Annotated in this window: 20 protein-coding genes; 12 read left to right on the forward strand and 8 right to left on the reverse strand. The window is 64.5% G+C overall.

Annotated elements, in window-relative coordinates:
* Positions 1-2: 2 nt before the first annotated feature.
* The 3 genes from GA0061098_RS26530 to GA0061098_RS26540 form a co-directional block, all read right to left on the reverse strand.
* A complete protein-coding gene (locus tag GA0061098_RS26530; protein WP_091963502.1) occupies positions 3-1,226 on the reverse strand; it encodes a hypothetical protein in 1,224 nt (407 codons plus the stop codon).
* 86 nt (positions 1,227-1,312) lie between these two features.
* Positions 1,313-2,815 carry a class I adenylate-forming enzyme family protein gene (locus GA0061098_RS26535; RefSeq protein ID WP_091963505.1) on the reverse strand — a complete coding sequence of 501 codons (1,503 nt, stop codon included), beginning with the start codon at positions 2,813-2,815 and terminating at the stop codon, positions 1,313-1,315.
* A gap of 4 nt (positions 2,816-2,819) precedes the next feature.
* Positions 2,820-4,664: an extracellular solute-binding protein gene (locus GA0061098_RS26540; protein ID WP_165637616.1), complete on the reverse strand. Its 1,845-nt coding sequence runs from the start codon at positions 4,662-4,664 to the stop codon at positions 2,820-2,822.
* A gap of 261 nt (positions 4,665-4,925) precedes the next feature.
* Here GA0061098_RS26540 and GA0061098_RS26545 point away from each other — a divergent pair, with 261 nt between their 5' ends.
* Positions 4,926-5,744, forward strand: a complete 819-nt coding sequence (locus tag GA0061098_RS26545; RefSeq protein ID WP_091963509.1) for an invasion associated locus B family protein — start codon at positions 4,926-4,928, stop codon at positions 5,742-5,744.
* Between the two features lie 80 nt (positions 5,745-5,824).
* Here GA0061098_RS26545 and hspQ read toward each other — a convergent pair whose 3' ends face one another.
* Positions 5,825-6,157 carry a heat shock protein HspQ gene (gene hspQ / locus GA0061098_RS26550; protein ID WP_008564941.1) on the reverse strand — a complete coding sequence of 111 codons (333 nt, stop codon included), beginning with the start codon at positions 6,155-6,157 and terminating at the stop codon, positions 5,825-5,827.
* A 106-nt stretch (positions 6,158-6,263) separates the two neighbouring features.
* On the opposite strand from hspQ, the gene GA0061098_RS26555 reads away from it, so the two are divergent.
* Positions 6,264-7,217 carry an AEC family transporter gene (locus tag GA0061098_RS26555; RefSeq protein WP_091963512.1) on the forward strand — a complete coding sequence of 318 codons (954 nt, stop codon included), beginning with the start codon at positions 6,264-6,266 and terminating at the stop codon, positions 7,215-7,217.
* 236 nt (positions 7,218-7,453) lie between these two features.
* Here the strand turns inward: GA0061098_RS26555 and GA0061098_RS26565 are convergent, their stop codons facing one another.
* Positions 7,454-8,638: a UbiH/UbiF family hydroxylase gene (locus GA0061098_RS26565; RefSeq protein WP_091963515.1), complete on the reverse strand. Its 1,185-nt coding sequence runs from the start codon at positions 8,636-8,638 to the stop codon at positions 7,454-7,456.
* An 86-nt stretch (positions 8,639-8,724) separates the two neighbouring features.
* Here GA0061098_RS26565 and pcsA point away from each other — a divergent pair, with 86 nt between their 5' ends.
* The 3 genes from pcsA to GA0061098_RS26580 all read left to right on the forward strand — a co-directional run bounded on the left by pcsA (position 8,725) and on the right by GA0061098_RS26580 (position 11,272).
* Positions 8,725-9,492, forward strand: a complete 768-nt coding sequence (gene pcsA / locus GA0061098_RS26570) for a phosphatidylcholine synthase (RefSeq protein WP_091963518.1) — start codon at positions 8,725-8,727, stop codon at positions 9,490-9,492.
* The gene (locus GA0061098_RS26575; RefSeq protein WP_091963521.1) at positions 9,489-10,223 is read left to right on the forward strand and encodes a TerC family protein; all 735 of its coding nucleotides are present in this window, start codon (positions 9,489-9,491) and stop codon (positions 10,221-10,223) included. The genes pcsA and GA0061098_RS26575 overlap by 4 nt, the downstream gene beginning before the upstream one ends.
* Positions 10,224-10,297: 74 nt before the next feature.
* A complete protein-coding gene (locus tag GA0061098_RS26580; protein ID WP_091963524.1) occupies positions 10,298-11,272 on the forward strand; it encodes a quinone oxidoreductase family protein in 975 nt (324 codons plus the stop codon).
* 165 nt (positions 11,273-11,437) lie between these two features.
* On the opposite strand, the gene GA0061098_RS26585 is transcribed toward GA0061098_RS26580, so the two are convergent.
* Both GA0061098_RS26585 and GA0061098_RS26590 read right to left on the reverse strand, forming a co-directional pair.
* The gene (locus GA0061098_RS26585) at positions 11,438-12,628 is read right to left on the reverse strand and encodes an acetylornithine transaminase (RefSeq protein WP_091963526.1); all 1,191 of its coding nucleotides are present in this window, start codon (positions 12,626-12,628) and stop codon (positions 11,438-11,440) included.
* Between the two features lie 318 nt (positions 12,629-12,946).
* Positions 12,947-14,104: a tetratricopeptide repeat protein gene (locus GA0061098_RS26590; protein WP_245323588.1), complete on the reverse strand. Its 1,158-nt coding sequence runs from the start codon at positions 14,102-14,104 to the stop codon at positions 12,947-12,949.
* A 124-nt stretch (positions 14,105-14,228) separates the two neighbouring features.
* Here GA0061098_RS26590 and GA0061098_RS26595 point away from each other — a divergent pair, with 124 nt between their 5' ends.
* From GA0061098_RS26595 to GA0061098_RS26610, 4 genes are all read left to right on the forward strand, one after another.
* Positions 14,229-15,176, forward strand: a complete 948-nt coding sequence (locus GA0061098_RS26595; protein ID WP_091963533.1) for a hypothetical protein — start codon at positions 14,229-14,231, stop codon at positions 15,174-15,176.
* A 178-nt stretch (positions 15,177-15,354) separates the two neighbouring features.
* A complete protein-coding gene (locus GA0061098_RS26600) occupies positions 15,355-15,786 on the forward strand; it encodes a MerR family transcriptional regulator (protein WP_091963536.1) in 432 nt (143 codons plus the stop codon).
* Positions 15,719-16,138 carry a carboxymuconolactone decarboxylase family protein gene (locus tag GA0061098_RS26605; RefSeq protein ID WP_091963539.1) on the forward strand — a complete coding sequence of 140 codons (420 nt, stop codon included), beginning with the start codon at positions 15,719-15,721 and terminating at the stop codon, positions 16,136-16,138. Before GA0061098_RS26600 ends, GA0061098_RS26605 begins: the two co-directional genes overlap by 68 nt.
* Positions 16,139-16,325: 187 nt before the next feature.
* Positions 16,326-17,270: a hypothetical protein gene (locus GA0061098_RS26610; protein WP_245323591.1), complete on the forward strand. Its 945-nt coding sequence runs from the start codon at positions 16,326-16,328 to the stop codon at positions 17,268-17,270.
* 19 nt (positions 17,271-17,289) lie between these two features.
* Here the strand turns inward: GA0061098_RS26610 and rimO are convergent, their stop codons facing one another.
* Positions 17,290-18,609: a 30S ribosomal protein S12 methylthiotransferase RimO gene (gene rimO, locus GA0061098_RS26615; protein ID WP_091963542.1), complete on the reverse strand. Its 1,320-nt coding sequence runs from the start codon at positions 18,607-18,609 to the stop codon at positions 17,290-17,292.
* Between the two features lie 279 nt (positions 18,610-18,888).
* Here rimO and GA0061098_RS26620 point away from each other — a divergent pair, with 279 nt between their 5' ends.
* The 3 genes from GA0061098_RS26620 (at position 18,889) to GA0061098_RS26630 (ending at position 21,450) form a co-directional block, all read left to right on the forward strand.
* Complete coding sequence (locus tag GA0061098_RS26620) at positions 18,889-19,452, forward strand: hypothetical protein (RefSeq protein ID WP_091963544.1); 564 nt, start codon at positions 18,889-18,891, stop codon at positions 19,450-19,452.
* A gap of 247 nt (positions 19,453-19,699) precedes the next feature.
* Positions 19,700-20,290 carry an ANTAR domain-containing response regulator gene (locus GA0061098_RS26625; RefSeq protein WP_008564898.1) on the forward strand — a complete coding sequence of 197 codons (591 nt, stop codon included), beginning with the start codon at positions 19,700-19,702 and terminating at the stop codon, positions 20,288-20,290.
* A complete protein-coding gene (locus GA0061098_RS26630; RefSeq protein ID WP_091963547.1) occupies positions 20,287-21,450 on the forward strand; it encodes a CmpA/NrtA family ABC transporter substrate-binding protein in 1,164 nt (387 codons plus the stop codon). Before GA0061098_RS26625 ends, GA0061098_RS26630 begins: the two co-directional genes overlap by 4 nt.
* The last annotated feature ends 171 nt before the right edge of the window (positions 21,451-21,621 follow it).

A 21,621-nucleotide genomic window follows, 5' to 3' on the forward strand; every position in this document is an offset into this window, starting at 1 on the left:
CCTTACGACGCCGCCCTCGACGCATCGGCCGACAGTCGTCCGAGCAGCGAGCGTGCCGTATCGGACGGCGACAGCGAGTCCACGCTGACGACGGGCTCGCTGCGCATCTCGTGCTTGCCGTTGGAGGTGTGCCGCATCACCGCCGAGAGGCGGCGGGCGATCATGTGGGCGGTACGGAAGTCGGTTTCCGCGAACACGACGATGACCGAGCCGTCCTTCTGCGCCGCGCCGAAATCCATCTGCCGCATCAGCCGGCTGAGGATGCGGGCGGCATCGAGCTGGGCGCGGGAATTGCCGGGATCGAAAGCGAAGCGCGCGACCGACAGGCCGCCGCCGCGGGCCAGCGTCTGCTCGACCGCCTTGGAGAAATCGCGGGCGAAGGCTTCCACGGTGAGCAGGCCGCTGCGCGGATCGAGCCAGCCGCCGGCATCGATCGAGCGCAGCGTGCGGCTCAATTGTGCTTCCATCGCATGCTGGCGGATCAGGGGCAGCGCATTGGCCGCGACCTTCGCCGGCTCGCCCGGAATCAGCTCGAGGTTGGGCAGGTCGTAGGTCTGCGTCAGCTGATGCGCGGTGACGACGACGGGCAGGCTGCGGAAGCGGGTGTCCTCGGCGAGCACCGTGAGAAAGGCGTCGGTGACGCGCGCGGTAAAACCTTCGGCGAGCACGACACCGTCGAGGTCGCGGGTGTTGAGGTGTTTGGCGGCGGCCTCGATCGAGAGCGCGCCGACGACGCCGGCGCGTTCGCCGAACGCGACGGAGAGTGCGGGATAGGCCGAGCCCCTGCCGATCAGGAGCACAGTGGCATCGCGGGCGGGATCGCCCTCCGGCAGCGCGACCTTCACTTCCGGCAGCCGGCGCAGCACCGTGGCGTGCAGGGTGCGCACGCGCAAAGCGGCGCGAAGCCGCGCGATCAGGCGATCGGAATTGCCGCCGCGCGAGGAGAAGGGCAGGGCGTTGTGGGGCAGCATGCCCATCGCATCGAGGGCCACGAAGGGAAGGTAGAGCGACTGGTCGGCGATCTTCTTGGCGAGTGGCGCAATATGCGGCTCATGACCGCCGGACATCTGGGCGAGAACCGCGGCCGGCTGGACTTGCTCGACCGCGCGCGCTGCGCTGGCCCAGTCGGTGTCGACGACGGGAAAGAGCCGGGCCTCGTCCAGCGCCGCAATGAAGGGCGGCCGCTCGGCATTGGACACAAACAGGATCGGGCCCGCCTGGGACATTCGCAAAACTCTGATCACGCGACAGATACCGCGCAATCTAGTTTGGCCGCCTTAATGCAGCGTCAACGTACCAGGCGAAACTGCGCCTAGACCGGGCCGGAGCGGTCGCGAAAAGCCTCGACCATCAGGGGGTTAAGCCCGAGCTCGCTGAGCGCCTCGCGGGCCCGGGTATTGTCCTGGGCGCGTCCGGCCAGCCGGTGGCCGGAAAGCCGGTCGGGCAGCGCGGTGAGCAGGGCGCCCTGGCCGAGCCGGCGCGCCCATTCCTGGAGGTCGTTGGAGAGGAAGCGGTAGCCGCCGACGGCCATGATGCCGGAGGGGGGCGCGGTGATGCAGATGGCACCGCTCGGACGGTCAAGCCGGGCGGCATAGCCGGTGTCGACATAGTCTCGCGGCGGCTGCGCGATCAGCGTGTCGCCGACCGGCTGCGGCGGAGCATAGGCCGCGATCGGCACCATCGCGCCGCGCAGGCCGAGCGTGCCCTTCGGCGTCAGCAGGATCTCGCCGGCAATGGACGAGCCGGATTGCTCGCGCGGGGCGCCGTGCGGCCCGGGCATCACCGCAACGGGCATGCCGTCCTCGCCGCGGCGGGCGCCGAACAGCCCGGCCTCGCCGAACAGGTAGACGTCGGTCAGCGGCGCATGGGGGGCGATCCAGGCATCGCTTGCCGCCACCTGCTCGGGCGCGCGCCACAGGCCGATGACGTTGCGCAAGGTCGGCATCCGCGCCGCGAGGTCGGCATCGCCGAGCCGCAAGGCAAGCTGCGCCGGCGCGATCAGCACCTCGCATTCATGCTCGTTGATCTGCTGCTCCAGCACATCGTTCTCGAACGGATGATGCAGCGCCAGCGCGCCGCCGGAGAGCAGCCACACTGCGAGCGAGGAGGCGAGCCCTGCGAACGACATCGGTGTGAACGCCGCCATCACGGTCGCGCCCTGCCGGATGTCGGCTTCCAGCGACATCGCAAGGCCACCGGCGATCACGCTGAAATGCGGTCGCGGCACCGGGCGAAAGCCTTCCGCTGTGACGTCGAAGGAGATCATCGCCGCCTTGCGGCCGTCCTGGATCACGGCGCGCGTGGTGCCGGGCGGGCGGGCCAGCACATCGTCGAGCGAAGCCATGCCTTCGGGCAGGTCGCCTCCGAAGCCGCAGACGTGACGGATCGAGAAGGCTTCGGCGGCCGCATGCATCGCCAGATCGGCATAGCTGACGCCGTCGACCGTGCTCATGGTGACGATGGCGCGCGCCGCGGTGCGGTTCAGCGCCGCGGTCAGTTCCGCGTGGCGCCAGAGCAGCGGCAGCACCGCGACGACGAGGCCGGCGCGATGGGCGGCGAGCACGGTGAGCACGAACTCGACCGTGGCAGGCAATTGGATTGCGATGACGGAATTGGCCGGGAGGCCTGATTCGACGAAATAGGCCGACAGCGCCTCGATGGCCGTGTCAGCCTCGGCATAGGTCATCCGCCGCGGCTGGTGCCCGGTCACGCGGGCCTTGTTGAGGGGGTCGAGCAGGGCGGGCGCGTGCGGCTGCCGCATCAGCGTGCGCTGAAACAACGTGTCGAGCGTCGGCGATACGGCTGGCTGGTTCACGGCGTCACTTTGCTTGATGAGCTTGCGGCTGCCCCTTCGACCACCAAGTCTCCGGCAAATAGCCTGAGAGCGAGGTGGCCTTGGGCCGTTCTATCCGATTCCAGCGCGCGATCCATTGCTCGGATACGTTAAACAGGGGGATTGTGTAGAAGCCCGCGATCAGGGCGCGGTCGAGCGCCCGCACCGACGAGACGAAATCCGTATGTTCACGGGCCGCGAGCAGGGCGGCGATCATGGCATCGACCGCGCCATCCCTGGCGCCCATGTAGTTGCGGGTCCCCGGATTGTCCGCGGCAGCGCTGCCCCAGTAGAAATATTGCTCGTTGCCGGGCGACAGCGACTGGTCCCAGCGGTTCTGGATCATGTCGAATTCGTAAGCGAGCCGGCGCTGGTCGAACTGCACGGGGTCTACCGTTCGCACGCTCGGCTCGATGCCGGCGCGCTTGAGGTCGCGCTGGAAGGCGAGCGCGATGCGTTCCTGGTCGCGGGTCGTGACCAGTATCTCGAAGGTGAAGGGCGCCTTGGTCTTGCGATTGCGCAGCACGGTGCCGTCGAGCTCGTAGCCGGCTTCCGACAACAGCTTCAGCGCCGCGCGTAGCGTGGTGCGGTCGCGTCCCGATCCGTCGGTCACCGGCAGGCGGTAGCTGCCGTCCATGACATCGGGCCGAATTTGAGCGGCGAAGGGTTTGAGCAGCTCGCGCTCGCGCGCGTCCGCAGGTCGGCCATAGGCCGAAAGGTCGGAGCCGGCGAAATAGCCGGCAACGCGCGAATAAAGCCCGAAAAAGTAATTGCGGTTGACCAGCTCGAAATCGAACAGAAGCGTCAGAGCCTGACGGACGCGGATGTCGGCGAAGATCGGTCGGCGGGTGTTGAACACCAGGAATTCGGAGGGTTGCGGCAGGCCCGGCTTGACGGTGTCGCGGATCACCTCGCCGCTTTTGACGGCCGGAAAATCGTAGCCGTCGTGCCAGCGCAGCGGCTCGTGCTCAACGCGAAAATCATAGAGGCCGCGCTTGAAGGCTTCGAACTGGCCGTTGGCCTCGCGAAAATAGTCGAGCCGTATCTCGTCGAAATTGTAGAGCCCGCGGTTGATGGGCAGGTCGCGGCTCCAATAGTCGGGATTGCGGGTGAGCGTCACGCTGGCCCCGGGCTTCACCGCCGTGACGCGATAGGGGCCGGAGCCAATCGGGCTCGTCAGCGTCGTCTCCTCGAAGGTCGCGACGTCGACCGCTTGCTTCGACAGGATCGGCATCAGGCCGAGGATCAGCGGCAGCTCGCGGTCGTTGGCGCCCGCGAGGTCGAAGCGGACGGTGAGGGGATCGGTCGCCTGGGCCTTGGCGACTTTGGCGTAGTACTGCCGGTGGTTGGGGCGGCCGCGATCGCGCAGCAGCTGCCAGGAGAACAGCACGTCTTCGGCCGTGACCTGCTTGCCGTCGGAGAAACGGGCGCGCGGATCGAGACGGAACGTGATGAAGCTTCGCTCGTCGTCGGTTTCGACGCTCCTGGCGAGCAGGCCATAGAGCGTGAACGGCTCGTCATTGCCGCGCGCGAGCAGGCTCTCGACCACGTAGCCCCGCATCTGCTGCACGGCTAATCCCCTCACGATGAAGGGATTGAGGCTGTCGAAGGTGCCCAGAATGCCCCAGATCAAGCGGCCGCCCTTGGGGGCATCGGGATTGGCGTAGGGCATGTGGATGAAATCGGCCGGCATGGTCGGCTTGCCGTGCATGGCGATGGCATGGGCTTCCTCGGCCCGCGCGCCGCCAGCGGACAGCCCAACCGCGAGCACAGAGGCAAGGACGCAAAGGCGGAGACCGGGGCCCTCGAAAAGGCGCTGGAACTTGAACATCGGCACACGTTGATTCGAGGACCGGCTAGCCTTGAATCCTATCACAGGGAATTTCACCGGGCGCAGCCGCGGATGTGGCCAAAGACGGTTGTCGGCATTGATCTTTTCGTCGGCCACGTTAAGAAGGCGGGCAATCGCGCAAGAGCGCCGAGCCCGTCACTTATCTGCCTCAATTGACGGGAAGAGAGCCGCGCCCAAGGCGGCTTGGTTCGGCGCTTCGGAGCGGTTCGGGCGCTTCCCGTTCAGAAAGGGTTTTCCGCAATGAATTTCCGTTACTTGGCCGCGTCCGTCCGGCCGCGTGGGCGACTTCTCGCCCTGTTGACGGCGACGGCATTGGCCGTTCCGTTTGCCGCCGAGGCCCAGACCCCGGCGCCGGCCCCGGGTGCGCCCAAGGCCGCTCCGGCCCCGAAAGCGCCTCCCAAGGCCGCTCCCAAGGCTCCGGCACCGGCCGCTCAGGCCCCCGCCCAGCAGGCTCCCGCCCAGGGCGCTCCGGCGCAGCAGGGCGCGGCACAGCCGGCCGATCAGCAGATCCAGCTGATCTACGCCCCCTGGACCAAGTTCTGCCTGAAGGGCCAGGACGCCAACGCCAAGCAGGTCTGCTTCACCGGCAAGGACGGTCGCATCGAATCGGGCCAGCCGGTCATCGCCGCCGTGATCATCGAGCCGGAAGGCGAGCCCAAGAAGATCCTGCGCGTGACGCTGCCGCTCGGCATGCAGCTCGTGCACGGCACCCGCATCATCGTCGACAGCAACGCGCCGCTGCAGCAGCCCTATGTGATCTGCTTCCAGAACGGCTGCATGTCCGATTACGAGGCGACGCCCGAGCTCATCAACAGCATGAAGAAGGGCCAGAATCTCGTTGTCCAGGCGATCAACGCCAACGGCGCGCCGCTGACCCTGCCGCTGCCGCTCGCCGGCGAATTCCAGAAGGCCTATGACGGTCCGCCGACCGATCCGAAGGTGTTCGAGGAAAATCAGAAGAAGCTCCAGGAAGAGCTTCAGAAGAAGGCTGACGAGCAGCGCAAGAAGCTCGAGCAGAGCGGTGCTGCCCCGGGCGCGGCTCCGGCCGGCCAGAAGTAATCGGGCGCACGACGTCCAGATACGAAGAAGGCGCTCATCTCGAGCGCCTTTTTTGCTGGCTGGGTGCTGGTGGTGAAAACCTAGTTCAGCGACGGGTTGCGCGGGCGATAGCCGCCGGCCTTGTCCTTGATGAAGATCTCGGCAACCTGGGAATGCCGGACCGGCTCGCCGGAGTCGTCGGGCAGAAGGTTCTGCTCCGAGACATAGGCGACGTATTCGGATTCCGCGTTCTCCGCGAGCAGGTGGTAGAACGGCTGGTCCTTGTGGGGCCGCACCTCCTCGGGGATCGACAGCCACCACTCCTCGGTGTTGTTGAATTCCGGATCGATGTCGAAGATCACGCCCCGGAACGAGAAGATCCGGTGGCGCACGACCTGTCCGATCTGGAATTTGGCGGTCCGCGCTTTAATCATTCCCCGTCGATAGACCAGGATTGTGGCCGATGCTAGTGGCCTCATCTGGAATTAACGTTCACTTTGGGGGCAGATAGCCCCCAAGTCTTCAGAAAACACTTCACCAATGCTCGATATCCTCAATTTGGCGCTACCTTATTTCGGCTTGATCTTCGTCGGTTTTGCCTGCGGCAAGGCCAAGTCCTTGCCGGAATCGGGCCTCGCCTGGATGAACTTCTTCCTGCTCTACGTGTCGCTGCCGGCGCTGCTGTTTGCGATCATGTCGAAGACGCCGTTCGCAGAATTGAACAACCCGCCGTTCCTGGTCGCGACCACACTGTCGACCGTTGCGGCGTTCACCCTGGCGCTGGTCGTGGGCAAGGTTCTGGGACGGCTGACATTGCGCGAGGCGACGCTCGCAGGTCTCTCCGGCGGCTACGGCAATATCGGCTACATGGGGCCTGGGCTGGCGCTCGCCGTACTCGGGACCAAGGCTGCGGCGCCGACCGCGCTGATCTTCTGCTGCGACAGCATCTTCCTGTTCACGATCGTGCCGCTCTTGATCGAGCTGTCCGACCGCGACCATCCCTCGATCGTGCACGCCTTCGGCGTCGTGCTGAAGCAGATCGTGCTCAACCCGCTGATCATGTCGGCCTGCTTCGGTGCCGCGGTCGCAGCGCTGCATATCGAGATGCCGGTCGCGCTCGACCGCACCATCACCTTCCTCCAGAACGCCGCCGCACCGACAGCGCTGTTCGTGCTCGGCGTGACCGTGGCGCTGCGTCCGTTCGACCGGGTGCCGTGGGAAGTGCCGGGCGTGATCGCGGTCAAGCTCCTGATCCATCCGCTGGCGGCATTCGGCCTGATGCTGGCGTTCGGCCCCTTCGCGCAGCCCTGGGCTGCGACCGCCGTTCTGATGGCCTCGCTGCCGCCGGCGCTGAACGTGTTCGTGATCGCCCGGCAGAACGATGCCTGGATCGAATCGGCGTCCGTCGCGGTGCTGCTCGGCACCTTTGCGTCCGTGGTCACGCTGACCAGTGTGATGTGGCTGCTTCAGAGCGGACGGCTGGTGTTTCCGTGAGGGCCAGAACTGCTGGCGATACGAACGGTGCGCCCCCTCTCCCGCTTGCGGGGGAGGGTTGGGGAGGGGGTATCTCCGCATTGGGATTGTCTGAAGTCTGCAGAGAAAATCCCTAAAAGGAGAGAGCCCCCACCCGGCGCTTCGCGCCGACCTCCCCCGCAAGCGGGAGAGGTTGCACCGAGCCCGCGGCTCGATCGAACTTAATCCAATTCATCGCGCGCTATCGCGCCTGAGAACTACCTTCGCCATGTCGGCGTCAGGCCTTCGCGCATGGCAAAACGCCGGAGCGGGCCGATGGCGCCGAGCAGGTGCATGCCGACGGCACGGACCGGCTGAAGCGGCAGGAAATCGTTGAGCAGCGAGCGGTTGGCGATGTCGATCGCAAAGGTGCGGCTCAAAACGTCAGGACGCCGCGCGCGGTCGTAGCGCTTGAGCACGTCGGGCGCGCCGGGATCCTGGCCGGCTGCGATGACCTCGCCCGCCAGCCTGGCAATGTCGGCGGCATCGCGCAGGCCGAGATTGAGGCCCTGGGCGCCGATCGGCGGAACCACATGGGCGGCTTCGCCCACGAGCGCGATGCGGTCGCGGCCGAAGGATTTCGGACGTTCGATCGCGAGCGGGAACAGGTTGCGGCCGGGCTCGACCGTCATACGTCCCAGGATCGAATGCGACTGCTTCTCGACCGCGTTCGACAGCTCGGCATCGCTGAGGCCGCGGAGCCGCTCCGCCTCCGCAGGCGCCGAGACCCAGACGATGCTGGAGCGGTCGCCGGGCAGCGGCACGAACACGCAGGGACCGTGCGGCGTGTGGAACTCGGTCGAGACATTGCGATGCGGCCGCGTGTGACCGACGTTGAAGCTCAGTGCGGTCTGGTTCAGCGCGCGCCGCGTCACCTCGATGCCGGCGGCCTCGCGGCACAGCGAATGCCGGCCGTCGGCGCCGACCACCAGGCGGGCCGAGAGAAATTGCGCGGAGGCCGTGCGGACCGCGACGTCGTCGGCTTCGATGACGACGCTTTCGGCCTCGTCGTCGAAACGGACGAGATTGGGCAGCTCAGCCGCACGCGCTTCCAGCGCCAGCATCAGCGAGCGGTTGTCGATATTGTAGCCGAAGGCGTCGAGCGCGATTTCGTGACAGGAGAACCGGACCTCCGGCGCGCGGAACAGCCTGCCGGTGTCGTCGACGAGGCGCATGACCTCCAGCGCGGCGGCCTTGTCCCTGCAGCGGGACCATACGTCGAGCGTCTCCAACAGCTCGACGGAGGCGCCGAGCAGCGCGGTGGTGCGATTGTCGGCATAGGGAACGCGCCGCGCCACCAGCGCGGTCCGGGCACCCGCCTGTGCCAGCGCAATCGCTGCGGCAAGTCCGGCCGGTCCGCCGCCGATCACAGCGGCGTCATGGGGTGTCGATGCGTCTGTCATGGAACGACAAATGACACGCCTTGCGGCAAATTCAAGCCCGCTGATCGTGCCTGATTTTATGACGGATTGTGCGACCGGGCGCCGCAATGGCGGATGTGCAAACCGGCCTCATTCTGATAGCAGAAGCCATGGATACCCAGCAGGATTCCCTGAAGCCGAAACCGGCGATCCGCGCCGCGGCCTTCTCGGTGCACATCTTTACCGCGTTCGGCGCGGCGGTCGCGCTATTGGCGATGCTGGAGGCCGTGCGCGAGCACTGGGCGGCGATGTTTCAATGGCTGGGCATCGCCCTGATCATCGACGCGATCGACGGGCCGATCGCGCGCCGGCTCGACGTCAAGAACGTGCAGCCGAACTGGTCGGGCGACGTGCTCGATCTCGTGGTCGACTTCGTCACCTATGTCTTCGTGCCGGCCTACGCGATCGTGGCGAGCGGCCTGCTGCTGCCGGTCGCGGCTCCCTTGCTCGGCGTCGCCATCATCGTCACCAGCGCACTATATTTCGCCGATCTGCGCATGAAGGCGGACGACAATCATTTCCGCGGATTCCCGGCACTGTGGAATGCGGCTGCGTTCTATCTGTTCCTGCTGCACTGGCCGCCGCTGTGGTCGACGCTGCTGGTGGCCGCGCTCGTCGTGCTGACCTTCGTGCCATTCCACGTGCTGCATCCGGTCCGCGTCGTGCGGCTGCGCTGGCTGACGATGTCGCTGATCGCGATCTGGGCGCTGCTCGCCCTCTACGTGCTGGAGATGGATTTCCGCGTCGGCGCCGGCGTCACCGTCGCGCTCTGCGCGATCGCGCTCTGGATCAGCTTCAGCGATGCATTAATACGATTGGTAAGATCCTTCGCATGATGCATCTGTTGACCAGTCCCGAAGCCTGGGCCGCGTTGCTCACCCTGACCGCGCTCGAGATCGTGCTCGGCATCGACAACGTCATCTTCCTGTCGGTGATCGTCTCGCGCATCCCCCAGCAGCAGGCGGACCGCGCCCGCAAGATCGGACTCGCTCTCGCGCTGGTCTTCCGCATCATGCTGCTCAGCGTCCTGGTCTGGCTGATCGGCCTGACCGCGCCGGTCTTTTCATTCAAGGGTTCGGACTTCTCCTGGCGCGACCTCATCCTGATCGGCGGCGGCCTGTTCCTGATCGCGAAGGCGACGCACGAGATCCACGCCGAGGTCGAGGCCGATGACGGCGAGGGCGATCAGAAATCCGGCGGCAGCGCCTTCTTCTGGGTGATCATCCAGATCATCGTCATCGACATCGTGTTCTCGCTGGATTCGATCATCACCGCGATCGGCATGGCGCAGGACATCGAGATCATGGTCGCGGCGGTCGTGATCGCCTGCCTGATCATGTACATTTCGTCGGGCCCGGTGTCGCGCTTCGTCGCGGAGCATCCGACCACGAAAATGCTGGCGCTGGCCTTCCTGGTGCTGATCGGCGTCGCGCTGGTCGCGGACGGATTCCAATTCCACATTCCGCGCGGCTACATCTATTTTGCAATTGCGTTCTCGGCGGCCGTCGAATTCTTCAACGTGCTGGCCAAGCGCAACCGCAGGAAGACCAGCAAGTCGTCGGTTTAGACGTTTCAGTTACATCGAGTTGACAAGGCGGGCGCGATGTCTTTCGCTGGCCTTTGAGAAGAGGAGGTCAGGTGATGACCAAAGCGGTCCGTGTGCACAAGGTCGGAGGCCCCGAAGCCCTGGTCTACGAGAGCGTCGATGTCCCGGCGCCCGGCCCCGGCGAGGTGCGCATCCGCCAGCATGCGGTCGGCCTGAACTTCATCGACGTCTATTACCGCACCGGCCTCTACAAGGCGCCGGGGCTGCCCTTCATTGCCGGCAACGAGGCCTCGGGCGAGGTCATCGCCGTCGGGCCCGGCGTGACGCATTTCCATCCCGGCGATCGCGTCGCCTACTACCACAATCTCGGAGCCTATACCGGCGAGCGCAATCTTCCCTGGGAGAAGCTGGTCAAGCTGCCCGATCACATCACCCACGAGCAGGGCGCCGTGCTGATGCTCAAGGGCCTGACCGTCTGGTATCTCCTGCACAAGACCTTCAAGGTCGAGCCGCATCACCGCGTGCTGATCCATGCCGCCGCCGGCGGCATCGGCCTCTTGGCCTGCCAATGGGCGAGGGCGCTCGGAGCCCACGTCATCGGCACGGTCGGCTCACGCGAAAAGGCCGAGCTCGCCGAGGCCAATGGCTGCGATCACGTCATCCTCTACAACGAGGAGGACTTCGTCGCGCGCGTCAAGCAGATCAGCCGCAACGAAGGCTGCGACGTCGTCTATGACGGCGTCGGCAAGGCGACCTTCCCGGGCTCGCTGTCCTGCCTGAAGCCGCGCGGCATGTTCGTCTCCTTCGGCAACGCCTCCGGCCCGGTGCCGCAGTTCTCGATCGCCGAGCTCAACAATCACGGCTCGCTGTTTGCGACGCGGCCGAAGCTCAACGATTACGTCGGCACGCGCAAGGAATTGCTCGAAGGCGCCGACACGCTGTTCGCCGCCGTCATCAACGGCAAGCTGCACGTGCCGATCAACCACGCCTACGCGCTGAAGGACGCCGCGAAGGCGCATATCGATCTCGAGAGCCGCAAGACCACGGGGGCTTCTATCTTGAAGCCGTAACTTCCCGTCATTGCGAGCGAAGCGAAGAAATCCAGAACTGCCTTCGCGGATGCTGCTCGCGTAGGGTGGGCAAAGGCGCGAAGCGCCGTGCCCACCATTTCTGAGTGGTGGGCACGCTCCGCTTTGCCCACCCTACGGCGCTGCCTCGGGGGCCCGAAACTCGCCTTACGCCACGCGCCGTGCCGCGCCGGCCTTGGTCAAGATCCCGTCGAGACAATCGATCATTTCGGCGATCTCTGCCTTCGCGACGTTCAGCGCCGGCATGAAGCGCAGCGTGTCGAGCTGCGGCGCGTTGAGGAGCACGCCTTCCTCGAACGCCTGCGCGACGATGCCGGGCGCGATCGGCAGCTTGAGGTCGAGCGCGAGCAGCAGCCCGCGTCCCCGCACGCCGCCGAGCCCGTGCCGGGCCGAGACCTTCTGCAGCTCGCTTTCGAGCAGCAGGCCGGTCTCGGTGACCTGTTTCAGGAAGTCGGGCTTGCTAACCTCCTCGAGCACCGCGAGCCCCGCCGCGCACATGATCGGGTTGCCGTTGAACGTGCCGCCCTGGTCGCCGTGCTCGAAGCAGGAGGCATGTTCGGTGGCAAGCAAGGCGGCGAGCGGCACGCCGCCGCCGATGCCCTTGCCGAGCGTCATGATGTCGGGCGCAATCCCGGTGTGCTCGTAGTGGAAGAGTTTTCCGGTCCGGCCCATGCCGGTCTGGATCTCGTCGAAGATCAGCAGCAGGCCATGCGCCTGGGTGAGCGCGCGCAGCGCTTGCAGGAACTGATCGGTCGCTGGCCACACGCCTGATTCACCCTGGATCGGTTCGAGCATGACCGCGACGGTGTTGTCGTTGATCAGACTCTCGACCGAAGCGATGTCGTTGAGCTTCGCCTTCTTGAAGCCTGCGACCTTCGGCTCGAACAGCGGCTCGAACGCCTTCTTGCCCGACGCCGACATCGTCGCCAGCGTTCGGCCATGGAAGCCGCCTTCGAAGCTGATGATCTCGAACGCGCCGCCTTTGTGCAGGGTGCCATATTTGCGCGCGAGCTTGATCGCGCCCTCGTTGGCTTCCGCGCCGGAATTGGCAAAGAACACCTGGTCGAAGGCGCTGTTCGCGACCAGCGCTTCGCCAAGCTTCAGGCTCGGCTCGTTGTAGAAGGCCGGGCTCGGCGTCAGCAGCCGCCTGGCCTGTGCGGAAAGCGCGTCGGCGATCACGGACGGGGAGTGGCCGAGGCAGTTCACGGCCCAGCCCTGCACGAAATCGAGATAGCGCTTGCGGCCATCGTCCCAGAGGTAGGAGCCCGCACCGCGGACGAACACGGCCTTGGGCCGAGCGGTGATGTCCATCAGCGCGTCATACGGATGCGTGGTCATGTCGAACTCCTCTGGAGGCGGGTGGAAAACGGGCGCAAAAAGCAGAAAGGCCGCACCTTGCGGGTGCGGCCTTCTCGAAAACCTCAGCTGAATTCAGTGGTTCAGCGGCGTCGTCGGACATGGCGCACCCTCTCATCGTCGCGGGAGCGACGACGGAGCATTTCGGTGCGCAGGTTGGTCCGGGAATTGATCATGGGGCGGGTCACTACAGCCGAATGGCAGGGCTTGTCAAGCGGTCGTTTTGCAAAACACCCGCCTGGCGTGCATCGATCAGGTCAGGTGCGGCGCTTCCTCGGCATCTTCGTCGCCCCAAGAGGCCTACTCGACGCCGTAATGTGCGAACTCATCGGCGATCCCAGCGTTGATCGCTTTCGCTGCCGCGATGTCGCGCTCGGCGCCTTCGTTGTCGCCCTTCTTCCGCTTTGCGAGCCCACGGCCGTAGAGCGAGCTGTCGTACGCGGGCTTGGTGCTCAGTGCCGCGTCGTAGTCCGCAATCGCCGCGTCGAGATTGCCGAGCTTGAGGTAGGTGAGGGCGCGGCTGTCCAGCGTATAGGGATCGTTGGGGGCCATCTTCAGCGACTGATCGCAGTCGGCCAGCGCCTCCTGCAGACGGCCGAGGATCGCGCGCGTCATGCAGCGCGAATTGAATGCGCCGGGATCGCTCGCATTGGCCTTGATCGACCGATCGTAATCCTCCAGCGCCAGCGCATAATCGTGCGCATCGAAATACATGTTCGCGCGCGCATAGAAATCGCGGTCGTTGTTCGGGCTGAGCTGCAGCGACTTGGCGAAGTCAGCCAGCGCGCGGACCCGGTCGCCGCGATCGCGGTAGACGCGTGCGCGGTTGCCGTAAGCCGGGCCGTAGTTGGGGTTGAACTTGATCGAGAGATCGAAATCCGCAAGCCCGCGCTCGTCCTCGCCGTGGTTGCGATAAGCGGTGCCGCGATTGAAATAGGCCAGCGCGAATTTCGGGTCGAGCTTGATGGCCTGATCGTAGTCGGCGATTGCGCGCTCGTAGTCGTTCTTGTCGATGAGGGAGTTGCCGCGGTTGTTGTAGTAGAGCGGGTCGCGGGCGTTCAGCCGGATGGCGCGCGTGTAGTCGGCAATGGCGTGATCTTTCTCGCCGAGATCGTCATGGGCAATCCCCCTGTTGTACCAGAGGTCGGGATGCCGAGGATTGAGCTCGATCGCACGGTCGAAGTCCACCAGCGCACGCGCGGCGTCACCCTTTCGCCGAAGCATCTCGCCGCGATTGGCGAGCGCATGCACATCGTTGGGATTGGCCTTGAGCACGGCCGAGCAGCCCTCGATGCGCTGCTCCTCGCGGCCCGCGTCGTCGTCCTCATAGCACCATTGGCGCAGCTGTGCGGCTGAGGGGGATCGCGCCGCAGCGGGGGCGGATAGCGCGAGCAGGGCCATCGTAAGGCCGATGGCCGACAGCTTGAACCAAATTGCTGATGTTTCGTCGTATTCCATTTGCGACCGCGTCGAAACCATTGCGCCTCTAGCGCGTTTGTGATCGAAGGACGCGACTTGGTTCGAACCGGAGGCAATTCGGGCGAGACCAAGGGGGACGGGACCAACCAGACAGTTTTCAGCCTTGTCCGATACGCCTTATCCCATCGACCTCGACAGCATTCGCGGCGCATTTCCGCCGGGTATCGAAGCGCCGCCGCTGCTTGTCGACTTTGCCACCTGGCTCAAGGGGCGTCCCTGGGGCAGCGTCGGCTGCTTCTCGCTGCAGGGGCAATTCTCGGATCACGCGCCGATCACCGACGGCAGTCCCTTGCGGGACAGGTTTTCGCTGTTCATGCGGCTGCCGGACGGCTCGGCCGTCGGCGGCTGGTACGGCGCCGGTCTCGACCGCGACAATCCGCCGATCGTGGGGCTGGGCTCGGAGGGCGACTACGAATTGCTGGCGCCGAGCCTCGACGGCCTGCTCGCCAAACTGACATCGCAACAATTCGACAATGCCTGGAGCGATCTCAAGCCGCATGACGAGGTCGAGCCGCAGACGGTCGAGCTCGCGCAATGGCTGGCCGGACGGCCGCTCGGCGAGCCGGCGACGCCCGACGACAATTCGTCGGAACTGCCCGATTTCCGAGGCTTCATGGAAAAATGGAGCCGGGATCGCGAAGATTACTGGGCCAATCACCGCCTGATGGCCGAGCTCGGCTGGCGGCTGGCTGCCCATCTGCCCAAGGGCAAGAAGCCCTGGGACCGGACGAGATTCGAGATCGCGATCGTCGGCAAGCAATACGAGGCGTGCGTGCTCTCGCACGGACCACAGCCGTTCGAGGAAGCCGCCTCGATCGAATCCCTGCTGCGCGACCTGCGCGAGGAGATGCGCCGCGCCCAGCCCGAGCTTGGCCTGTGGTACGCGATGAATTTTGGGCTCTATGCCGACGGCCGCGTCATGCCGAATTTCGAGTACGACGTGCGCCCGACCATCGCCGGCGAGCCGGCGACCTTGTCCGAAGCGCAGGCCGATCTCACCCGCGCCCCGCGCCCGGAGCGCTGGGTGCCGAAATGGCTGACGGAAGCCTGAAGCCTCGGAATTCCGCGGCGCTGCCGTGCAGTCGGTACGCCGAGACCTTCCGCTGTCGCACCATCAGTGCGTTGTAACTCTTGCTTGACCTCGCGGGAACGGCACCTTTCGAACCCCCTTGACTTAGAGCGCGCTCGAAGGGGTATCTGTACGTGCGTCAGTACGAGAACGGGCACAAATGAAGATCGGCGACCTTGCAAGACGAACCGGCTTGTCGACTCACACGCTGCGCTACTATGAGCGCATCGGGCTGCTTCCATACGCTGACCGGGATCGCTCCGGTCAACGTGATTTTGACGCATCAATCCTCACATGGATCGAATTCCTCGGTCGGCTCAAGACCACCGGAATGCCAATCCGGGACATGTTGCGTTACGCGGCGCTTCGTGATGACGGCGACGCCACTGGGCCAGCCCGGCGGCAGATGCTGGAAATCCATCGAGAACAGGTTCGCACGCAGATTGCCGAACTCCAGGAATGCCTGCTCGTCCTTGATACCAAGATCGCCGGCTACGCCGGCGACGAACAGAGGACGAAGGAAAATGACGCACGCCCCAACACACGCCGAAAGCCGCTTCGATCGCGGCCAGCGGGCCCTGTCACGCATTGACGGCAAGGCCGGCGAAAAGGTCGTCGCCTCACTCGCCGACATCGCTCCGGATTTCGCACGCTACGTGATCGAGTTTCCCTTCGGCGACATCTACTGCCGCCCGGATCTCGGCCTGCGCGATCGAGAGATCGCGACGATCGCCGCGCTGACGGCACTCGGAAATGCCGCGCCTCAGCTCAAAGTGCATATCGAGGCGGGGCTGAACGTCGGGCTGTCTCGCGACGAGATCGTGGAGATCATGATGCAGATGGCCGTCTATGCGGGCTTCCCGGCGGCAGTGAACGGGCTGTTCGCGGCCAAGGAGGTGTTCGCCGCACAGGACGGACAGCAGGCGTCGGGAGACGCGACGTAACGGACTTGCGCCAAACATTCCGTCTGCTTGGCAGCCTGGGCATTGCGGCCTCCCGCACGCCTTGCCCCGGCGTCCGGAACGCTCGGTGCCGAAATGGCTGGCGTAAGCCTAATCGCGACTTCGCACTTGCGCCCGGCGCGCGCTTGGTGATGCTGCCTCAGGCAGTTCGGTGGTACCAGGGGCACAGTTGAGCAGATCAATACAGTTCGAGAGGATTGGCGCTGCGCCGACGTTTCCCGGTTTCTCGCTTGCCGCGAGCGGGGTTGCGGGCGAATCGCTGCTGTTCTTGTACGTCGAGGACGCCGGACGTGACGCCTTGTTCGAGAGCGATCATGGTGGTATCGGCTCGTTTCCGCGAGCAAGAATGGACGGTCTAAAGCGATTTCGACTCCTGCGGGAAAACGCCGGGTCGGTCCAGTCGATCGACTTGCCGCCACTCGATATCGCGTTTCCGAAGGTGGACATGTTTCCCGACGGCCGCCTCCTGCTGGCCGGTACAAGGTGCAACTGGCGGGGCGCGAAGGACTACGATCTGAACGGAGTCGTCTTTGATCCCCGTACTGGACAAGCGGACCGCGTCCTCTTCGGCGACGGCATCAGCGATCTCCAGATCGATGGCCGCGGCCGGATCTGGGTGGGGTATTTCGACGAGGGCATTTTTGGAAATTATGGATGGGGGCATCCGGGCCCGGCGCCGGTCGGGCAGGCCGGGCTGGTCTGCTTCTCGGCTGTTGGGGAGAAGATCTGGGAGTTTCCGAACGATGCGGGCCCGGCGATTTATGATTGCTACGCGCTGAATGTGTCCGGAGCGGAGGTTGTCATTTTCTCCTATCCGGATTTCCCGATCTGCAGGATAAGCGCGGACTTTCAATTGACCTCGAAGCGCACGAAACTTCGCGGCTGCCACGCGTTCGCAATGTCCGAGGCGGAGATTCTGTTTTCAGGACAATATGACGATCCACCCGATGTGGCCTACATCGGACGATTGGATCGAGACGGGACTATCCTTGTCGGGCGAGCACGCCTGTTGATGCCCGACGGCTCGGGCCGCCCGCCCGGCCGATTGCAGGGCCGCGGAAAGCGTCTTTATCATTTCGGCAAGGATGGCGTTTACCGGGCGATCGTGGACTAAAGGCCGTTGGCGAACGCCGTCAGAACCCCGAGACGCTGCCGTGCAGATCATACTGGTCGGCGCGCTCGATCTTGGCGGTGACGATCTCGCCGACGCGCAACGGGCGGCGGCTCGTCAGGTACACCGCGCCGTCGATCTCCGGCGCATCGGCCTTGGAGCGGCCCTTGGCGACGGTCGGGCCGACCTCGTCGATGATGATCTGCTGGCGCGTGCCGACCTTGCGCTTCAGCCTGCGCGCGGAGATCTTCTGCTGCCGGGCCATCAGCGCGTTGTAGCGCTCCTGCTTGACCTCTTCCGGCACTGGGTTCTCGATCGCGTTCGATGTCGCGCCCGCAACCGGCTCGTATTTGAAGCAGCCGAGCCGATCGATCTCGGCCTCATCCAGCCAGTCGAGCAGATAGGCAAAATCGGAATCGGTCTCACCGGGGAAGCCGACGATGAAGGTCGAGCGCAAGGCAAGATCGGGACATTCCTCGCGCCAGCGCTTGATCCGCGCCAGCGTCTTGTCCTGCGCCGCCGGACGCTTCATCGCCTTCAGCACCTCCGGGCTCGCATGCTGGAACGGGATGTCGAGATAGGGCAGCACCTTGCCCTCATTCATCAGCGCGATGACCTCGTCGACATGCGGGTAGGGGTAGACATATTGCAGCCGGACCCATGCGCCGAGCTCGCCGAGCTCGCGCGCGAGATCGAGGAATTTGGCGCGGACCTGGCGGTCCTTCCACGGGCTCTCGGCATATTTGAGATCGACGCCATAGGCCGAGGTGTCCTGCGAGATCACCAGCAGCTCTTTCACGCCGGCGCCGACCAGGCGCTCGGCCTCGCGCAGCACGTCATTGGCCGGGCGCGAGACGAGGTCGCCGCGCAGCTTCGGGATGATGCAGAACGTGCAGCGGTTGTTGCAGCCTTCGGAGATCTTCAAATAGGCGTAGTGGCGCGGCGTCAGCTTGATGCCCTGCGGCGGCACCAGGTCCATGTGCGGATTGTGGGCCGGCGGCAGCGCGCGGTGCACGGCGTCGAGCACGCTTTCATATTGCTGCGGACCGGTGATGGAGAGCACGCCGGGATGGGCCTGCTCGATCTGCTCGGGTTCCGCGCCCATGCAGCCCGTTACGATGACCTTGCCGTTTTCGGCCATGGCCTCGCCGATCGCCGAGAGCGATTCCTGCTTGGCGCTGTCGAGGAAGCCGCAGGTGTTGACGATGACGATATCGGCCCCGTCATGCTTGCGGGCGAGCTCGTAACCCTCCGCGCGCAGGCGCGTGATGATGCGCTCGGAATCCACCAATGCCTTGGGACACCCGAGTGATGTGAATGAAATGCGCGGCGCTCTGTCCATATAATCGCCTGGAGCCTATCTGAATTGTCTGGATTTGCGATCCAAGTAATTGAACCGATGGCGAAATTCAATAACTAACGTATGCGGCGCGATACTAAAGCAGTGCTCACGCGTATTTGGCGTGATCGGCCAGTCACTAGGACGGTATGGACTGACTGAGGGTTCCTAATCTGGAAACTCATTCGGGATCGAGCGAGTGGAGGATCCGAGGTGAATTGGTCGAACGTACCCGTTTTGGTTGTTATTCTGATTTGCTTCAATCCACGGAGCTTAATTGCGATGCGCCGTTTCATCTTCGGCTTGGCTTTCGTTACCCTTTCTTATGGCGCGATGTTTCCGGCGCGAGCTGAAGTCGACAAGATCATCCACGTCTGCGATCGGCAAGAACGATTGTGTCCGGAATTCAGGCCACGCGTGAAAGCACCTGATGGGTGGGCGAGGGACGAGGCCGCGAGTCTCAAGTATGGCGCCTCAATGTTCGTGCCTAACGGGAGGAAATTCGGAAAAGCAGAATCAATCATCTATGCCGAAGGCCGCTACAACAAGGATCGGACCGAATTGGTTCAATGGGTCGCAGCCAGCGATCGGGATTGGACGGCGACATCCGGCAAAAATGCCAAGATCACCACGCTTCCCTCGGTCAACCCGAAGGTCATCATCAACCGCTACGACAATCCGTCCCTGAAGGACCAGCCGATCGAAGTAATCGCGCATTACGCCGATCTCGACAAGGACGGCAATTCTTACGTCGTGCGGCTAGCGGTCTCCGGCCTCAACGAGACGGCGGTGCTGGCTGCCGTGCCACTTCTCGACAAGATGATCGTTGGCGCGAAGATTCCGTGACGGCACAAGCCCAGATGACAGCCGCCTTCGGGCGGCTTTTTCTTTGGGGAGCAGCGCGGCTCGAAAAGTCTACATTCGTTGTCTCAGGAGCACCCGAGCGACACGAAGCTGACCTTGGGCGCAGCCGTCTGATCCATATCTGATCTGCCTGATTGACCGGCCTGAGCTAGTCCCAATTGCCCACAATTACAACCCTTTGCAGGGCGTTCCGGCGTGCTATGGATGAATCACCTGTCGTGAGTGAGCTATGAGCGCCGAACAGTCGCCCAAAATCGTGATCGTCGACGAAAGCCCGATCCGCGCTGCGATCCTAGAGGAAGGATTGCGGGAGGCCGGATTCACGCAAGTGGTCCATATCCGCGAGATGCAGAGCCTGCTCGCCCGTATTTATGCGGTCGACCCCGATATCATCCTGATCGATCTCGAAAACCCCAGCCGCGACGTGCTGGAGGCGATGTTCCAGGTCAGCCGCGCCGTGAAGCGGCCGATCGCGATGTTCGTCGACCAGAGCGATTCAGCCTCGATCCAGGCCTCGGTCGAGGCGGGGGTATCCGCCTACATTGTCGACGGACTGAAGAAGGAGCGCATCAAGCCGATCCTCGACCTCTGCGTGTCCCGCTTCAACGCCTTTGCCAAGCTCCAGGAGGAGCTCGAGCGCACCAAGTCGCAGCTCGAGGACCGTAAGATCATCGAACGCGCCAAGGGCATCCTGATGAAGGTGAAGGGCCTCACCGAGGACGAGGCCTACGTGCTGCTGCGCTCCACCGCGATGCGCGAGAAGAAGAAAATCGGCGAGATCGCGCAGTCGATCATCACCGCGTCGGAGATGCTGAAATGACTGCTCCCCTCCGCATCGGGTTCATCCCGCTGGTCGATGCCGCCGCGCTGATCGTCGCCGTCGACAAGGGATTTGCCGCCGCCGAAGGGCTCGAGGTCGAGCTCGTGCGCGAGGTCTCCTGGTCCAACGTCCGCGACAAGCTCAATATCGGCCTGTTCGACGCGGCTCATCTGCTCGCGCCCGTGGCGATCGCGTCCTCGCTCGGGCTCGGTCACGTCAAGGTGCCGATCGCCGCGCCCTTCAGTCTCGGCATCAACGGCAACGCGATTACGGTGTCGCCGGCGCTTCATGCCGCGCTGATGGAGGAGATCGACGGCGACCGTTTTGATCCGATGGCCACGGCGAAGGCGCTGGCGAAGGTGGTTGCCAAGCGGCGCAAGCTAGGTGCCGAACCGCTGACCTTCGGCATGACCTTTCCGTTCTCGACCCACAATTATCAGCTTCGGTTCTGGATGGCGGCGGCCGGCGTCGATCCCGACGAGGACGTGCGCCTCGTGGTGCTGCCGCCGCCCTACATGGTCGACAGCCTCAAGAGCGGCCATGTCGATGCGTTCTGCGTCGGCGCGCCCTGGAATTCGATTGCGGTCGATCTCGGCATCGGTCACATCCTGCATTTCGTCTCCGACATTCTGGTGCGCGCGGCGGAGAAGGTGCTCGCGGTGCGCCAGACCTGGGCCGACAAGAATCCGGATGTGGTCGCTGCGCTGGTGCGCGCAGCGGTGAAGGCCGCCGAGTTCATCGAGAGCCCTGCGAACCTGACCGAGGCGGCACAGATCCTGGCGCAGCCCGAGCGGATCGGTGTCGATGCCGAGGTGATCCAGCGCTCGCTCGTCGGCCGCCTGAAGATCTCGCCCGAGGGCGAGGTGCGCGAAAGCGGCCGCTATCTCCTGGTGGGGCGGGAAGAGGCGGGGCGGCCCGATCCGGTCCAGGCCGCCTGGCTCTATGCGCAGATGGTGCGTTGGGGGCAGACGGCGCTCAATCCGGAGGGCGTCAAGACGGCGATGGCCGTGTTCAGGCCCGACCTCTACGATGCGGCCCTCGGCCGCCGGCCGCCCGAGCAGGCTCCCGCCGCGTTCGGGGCATTCGCCGGGCCCGTCTTCGATCCCGACAACATCCGGGGACATCTCGAGGCCTTCGAGGTCGGGCGTTGGAAGGCCTGATTCGAGACTGCGCCTTTTTTAGGCAATCCATCTCATTGCCCAAAGTTTGGTCCGGCTGCCCGAATTTCGTTAGAGTGCGCCGCCCGGGATTTCCCGGGGGAGCGCCTAATCATCTGAAATAGCGACATTTTCCATTTTGGCACGCAACTTGAATCTTGCAGTGCGGCCAGC

The sequence above is a fragment of the Bradyrhizobium shewense genome (assembly GCF_900094605.1).
Classification (GTDB): Bacteria; Pseudomonadota; Alphaproteobacteria; order Rhizobiales; family Xanthobacteraceae; genus Bradyrhizobium; species Bradyrhizobium shewense.

Excerpts from the sequence above, each read along its gene's own strand:
- GA0061098_RS26555 (WP_091963512.1), top strand. The coding sequence starts at position 6,264 with ATGCTCGATATCCTCAATTTGGCGCTACCTTATTTCGGCTTGATCTTC.
- GA0061098_RS26540 (WP_165637616.1), bottom strand. The coding sequence starts at position 4,664 with ATGTTCAAGTTCCAGCGCCTTTTCGAGGGCCCCGGTCTCCGCCTTTGC.
- GA0061098_RS26585 (WP_091963526.1), bottom strand. The coding sequence starts at position 12,628 with ATGACCACGCATCCGTATGACGCGCTGATGGACATCACCGCTCGGCCC.
- GA0061098_RS26620 (WP_091963544.1), top strand. The coding sequence starts at position 18,889 with ATGCGCCGTTTCATCTTCGGCTTGGCTTTCGTTACCCTTTCTTATGGC.
- GA0061098_RS26565 (WP_091963515.1), bottom strand. The coding sequence starts at position 8,638 with ATGACAGACGCATCGACACCCCATGACGCCGCTGTGATCGGCGGCGGA.
- pcsA (WP_091963518.1), top strand. The coding sequence starts at position 8,725 with ATGGCGGATGTGCAAACCGGCCTCATTCTGATAGCAGAAGCCATGGAT.
- rimO (WP_091963542.1), bottom strand. The coding sequence starts at position 18,609 with ATGGACAGAGCGCCGCGCATTTCATTCACATCACTCGGGTGTCCCAAG.
- GA0061098_RS26625 (WP_008564898.1), top strand. The coding sequence starts at position 19,700 with ATGAGCGCCGAACAGTCGCCCAAAATCGTGATCGTCGACGAAAGCCCG.
- GA0061098_RS26590 (WP_245323588.1), bottom strand. The coding sequence starts at position 14,104 with ATGGAATACGACGAAACATCAGCAATTTGGTTCAAGCTGTCGGCCATC.
- GA0061098_RS26575 (WP_091963521.1), top strand. The coding sequence starts at position 9,489 with ATGATGCATCTGTTGACCAGTCCCGAAGCCTGGGCCGCGTTGCTCACC.
- GA0061098_RS26580 (WP_091963524.1), top strand. The coding sequence starts at position 10,298 with ATGACCAAAGCGGTCCGTGTGCACAAGGTCGGAGGCCCCGAAGCCCTG.
- GA0061098_RS26600 (WP_091963536.1), top strand. The coding sequence starts at position 15,355 with ATGAAGATCGGCGACCTTGCAAGACGAACCGGCTTGTCGACTCACACG.
- GA0061098_RS26630 (WP_091963547.1), top strand. The coding sequence starts at position 20,287 with ATGACTGCTCCCCTCCGCATCGGGTTCATCCCGCTGGTCGATGCCGCC.
- hspQ (WP_008564941.1), bottom strand. The coding sequence starts at position 6,157 with ATGATTAAAGCGCGGACCGCCAAATTCCAGATCGGACAGGTCGTGCGC.
- GA0061098_RS26605 (WP_091963539.1), top strand. The coding sequence starts at position 15,719 with ATGACGCACGCCCCAACACACGCCGAAAGCCGCTTCGATCGCGGCCAG.
- GA0061098_RS26545 (WP_091963509.1), top strand. The coding sequence starts at position 4,926 with ATGAATTTCCGTTACTTGGCCGCGTCCGTCCGGCCGCGTGGGCGACTT.
- GA0061098_RS26530 (WP_091963502.1), bottom strand. The coding sequence starts at position 1,226 with ATGTCCCAGGCGGGCCCGATCCTGTTTGTGTCCAATGCCGAGCGGCCG.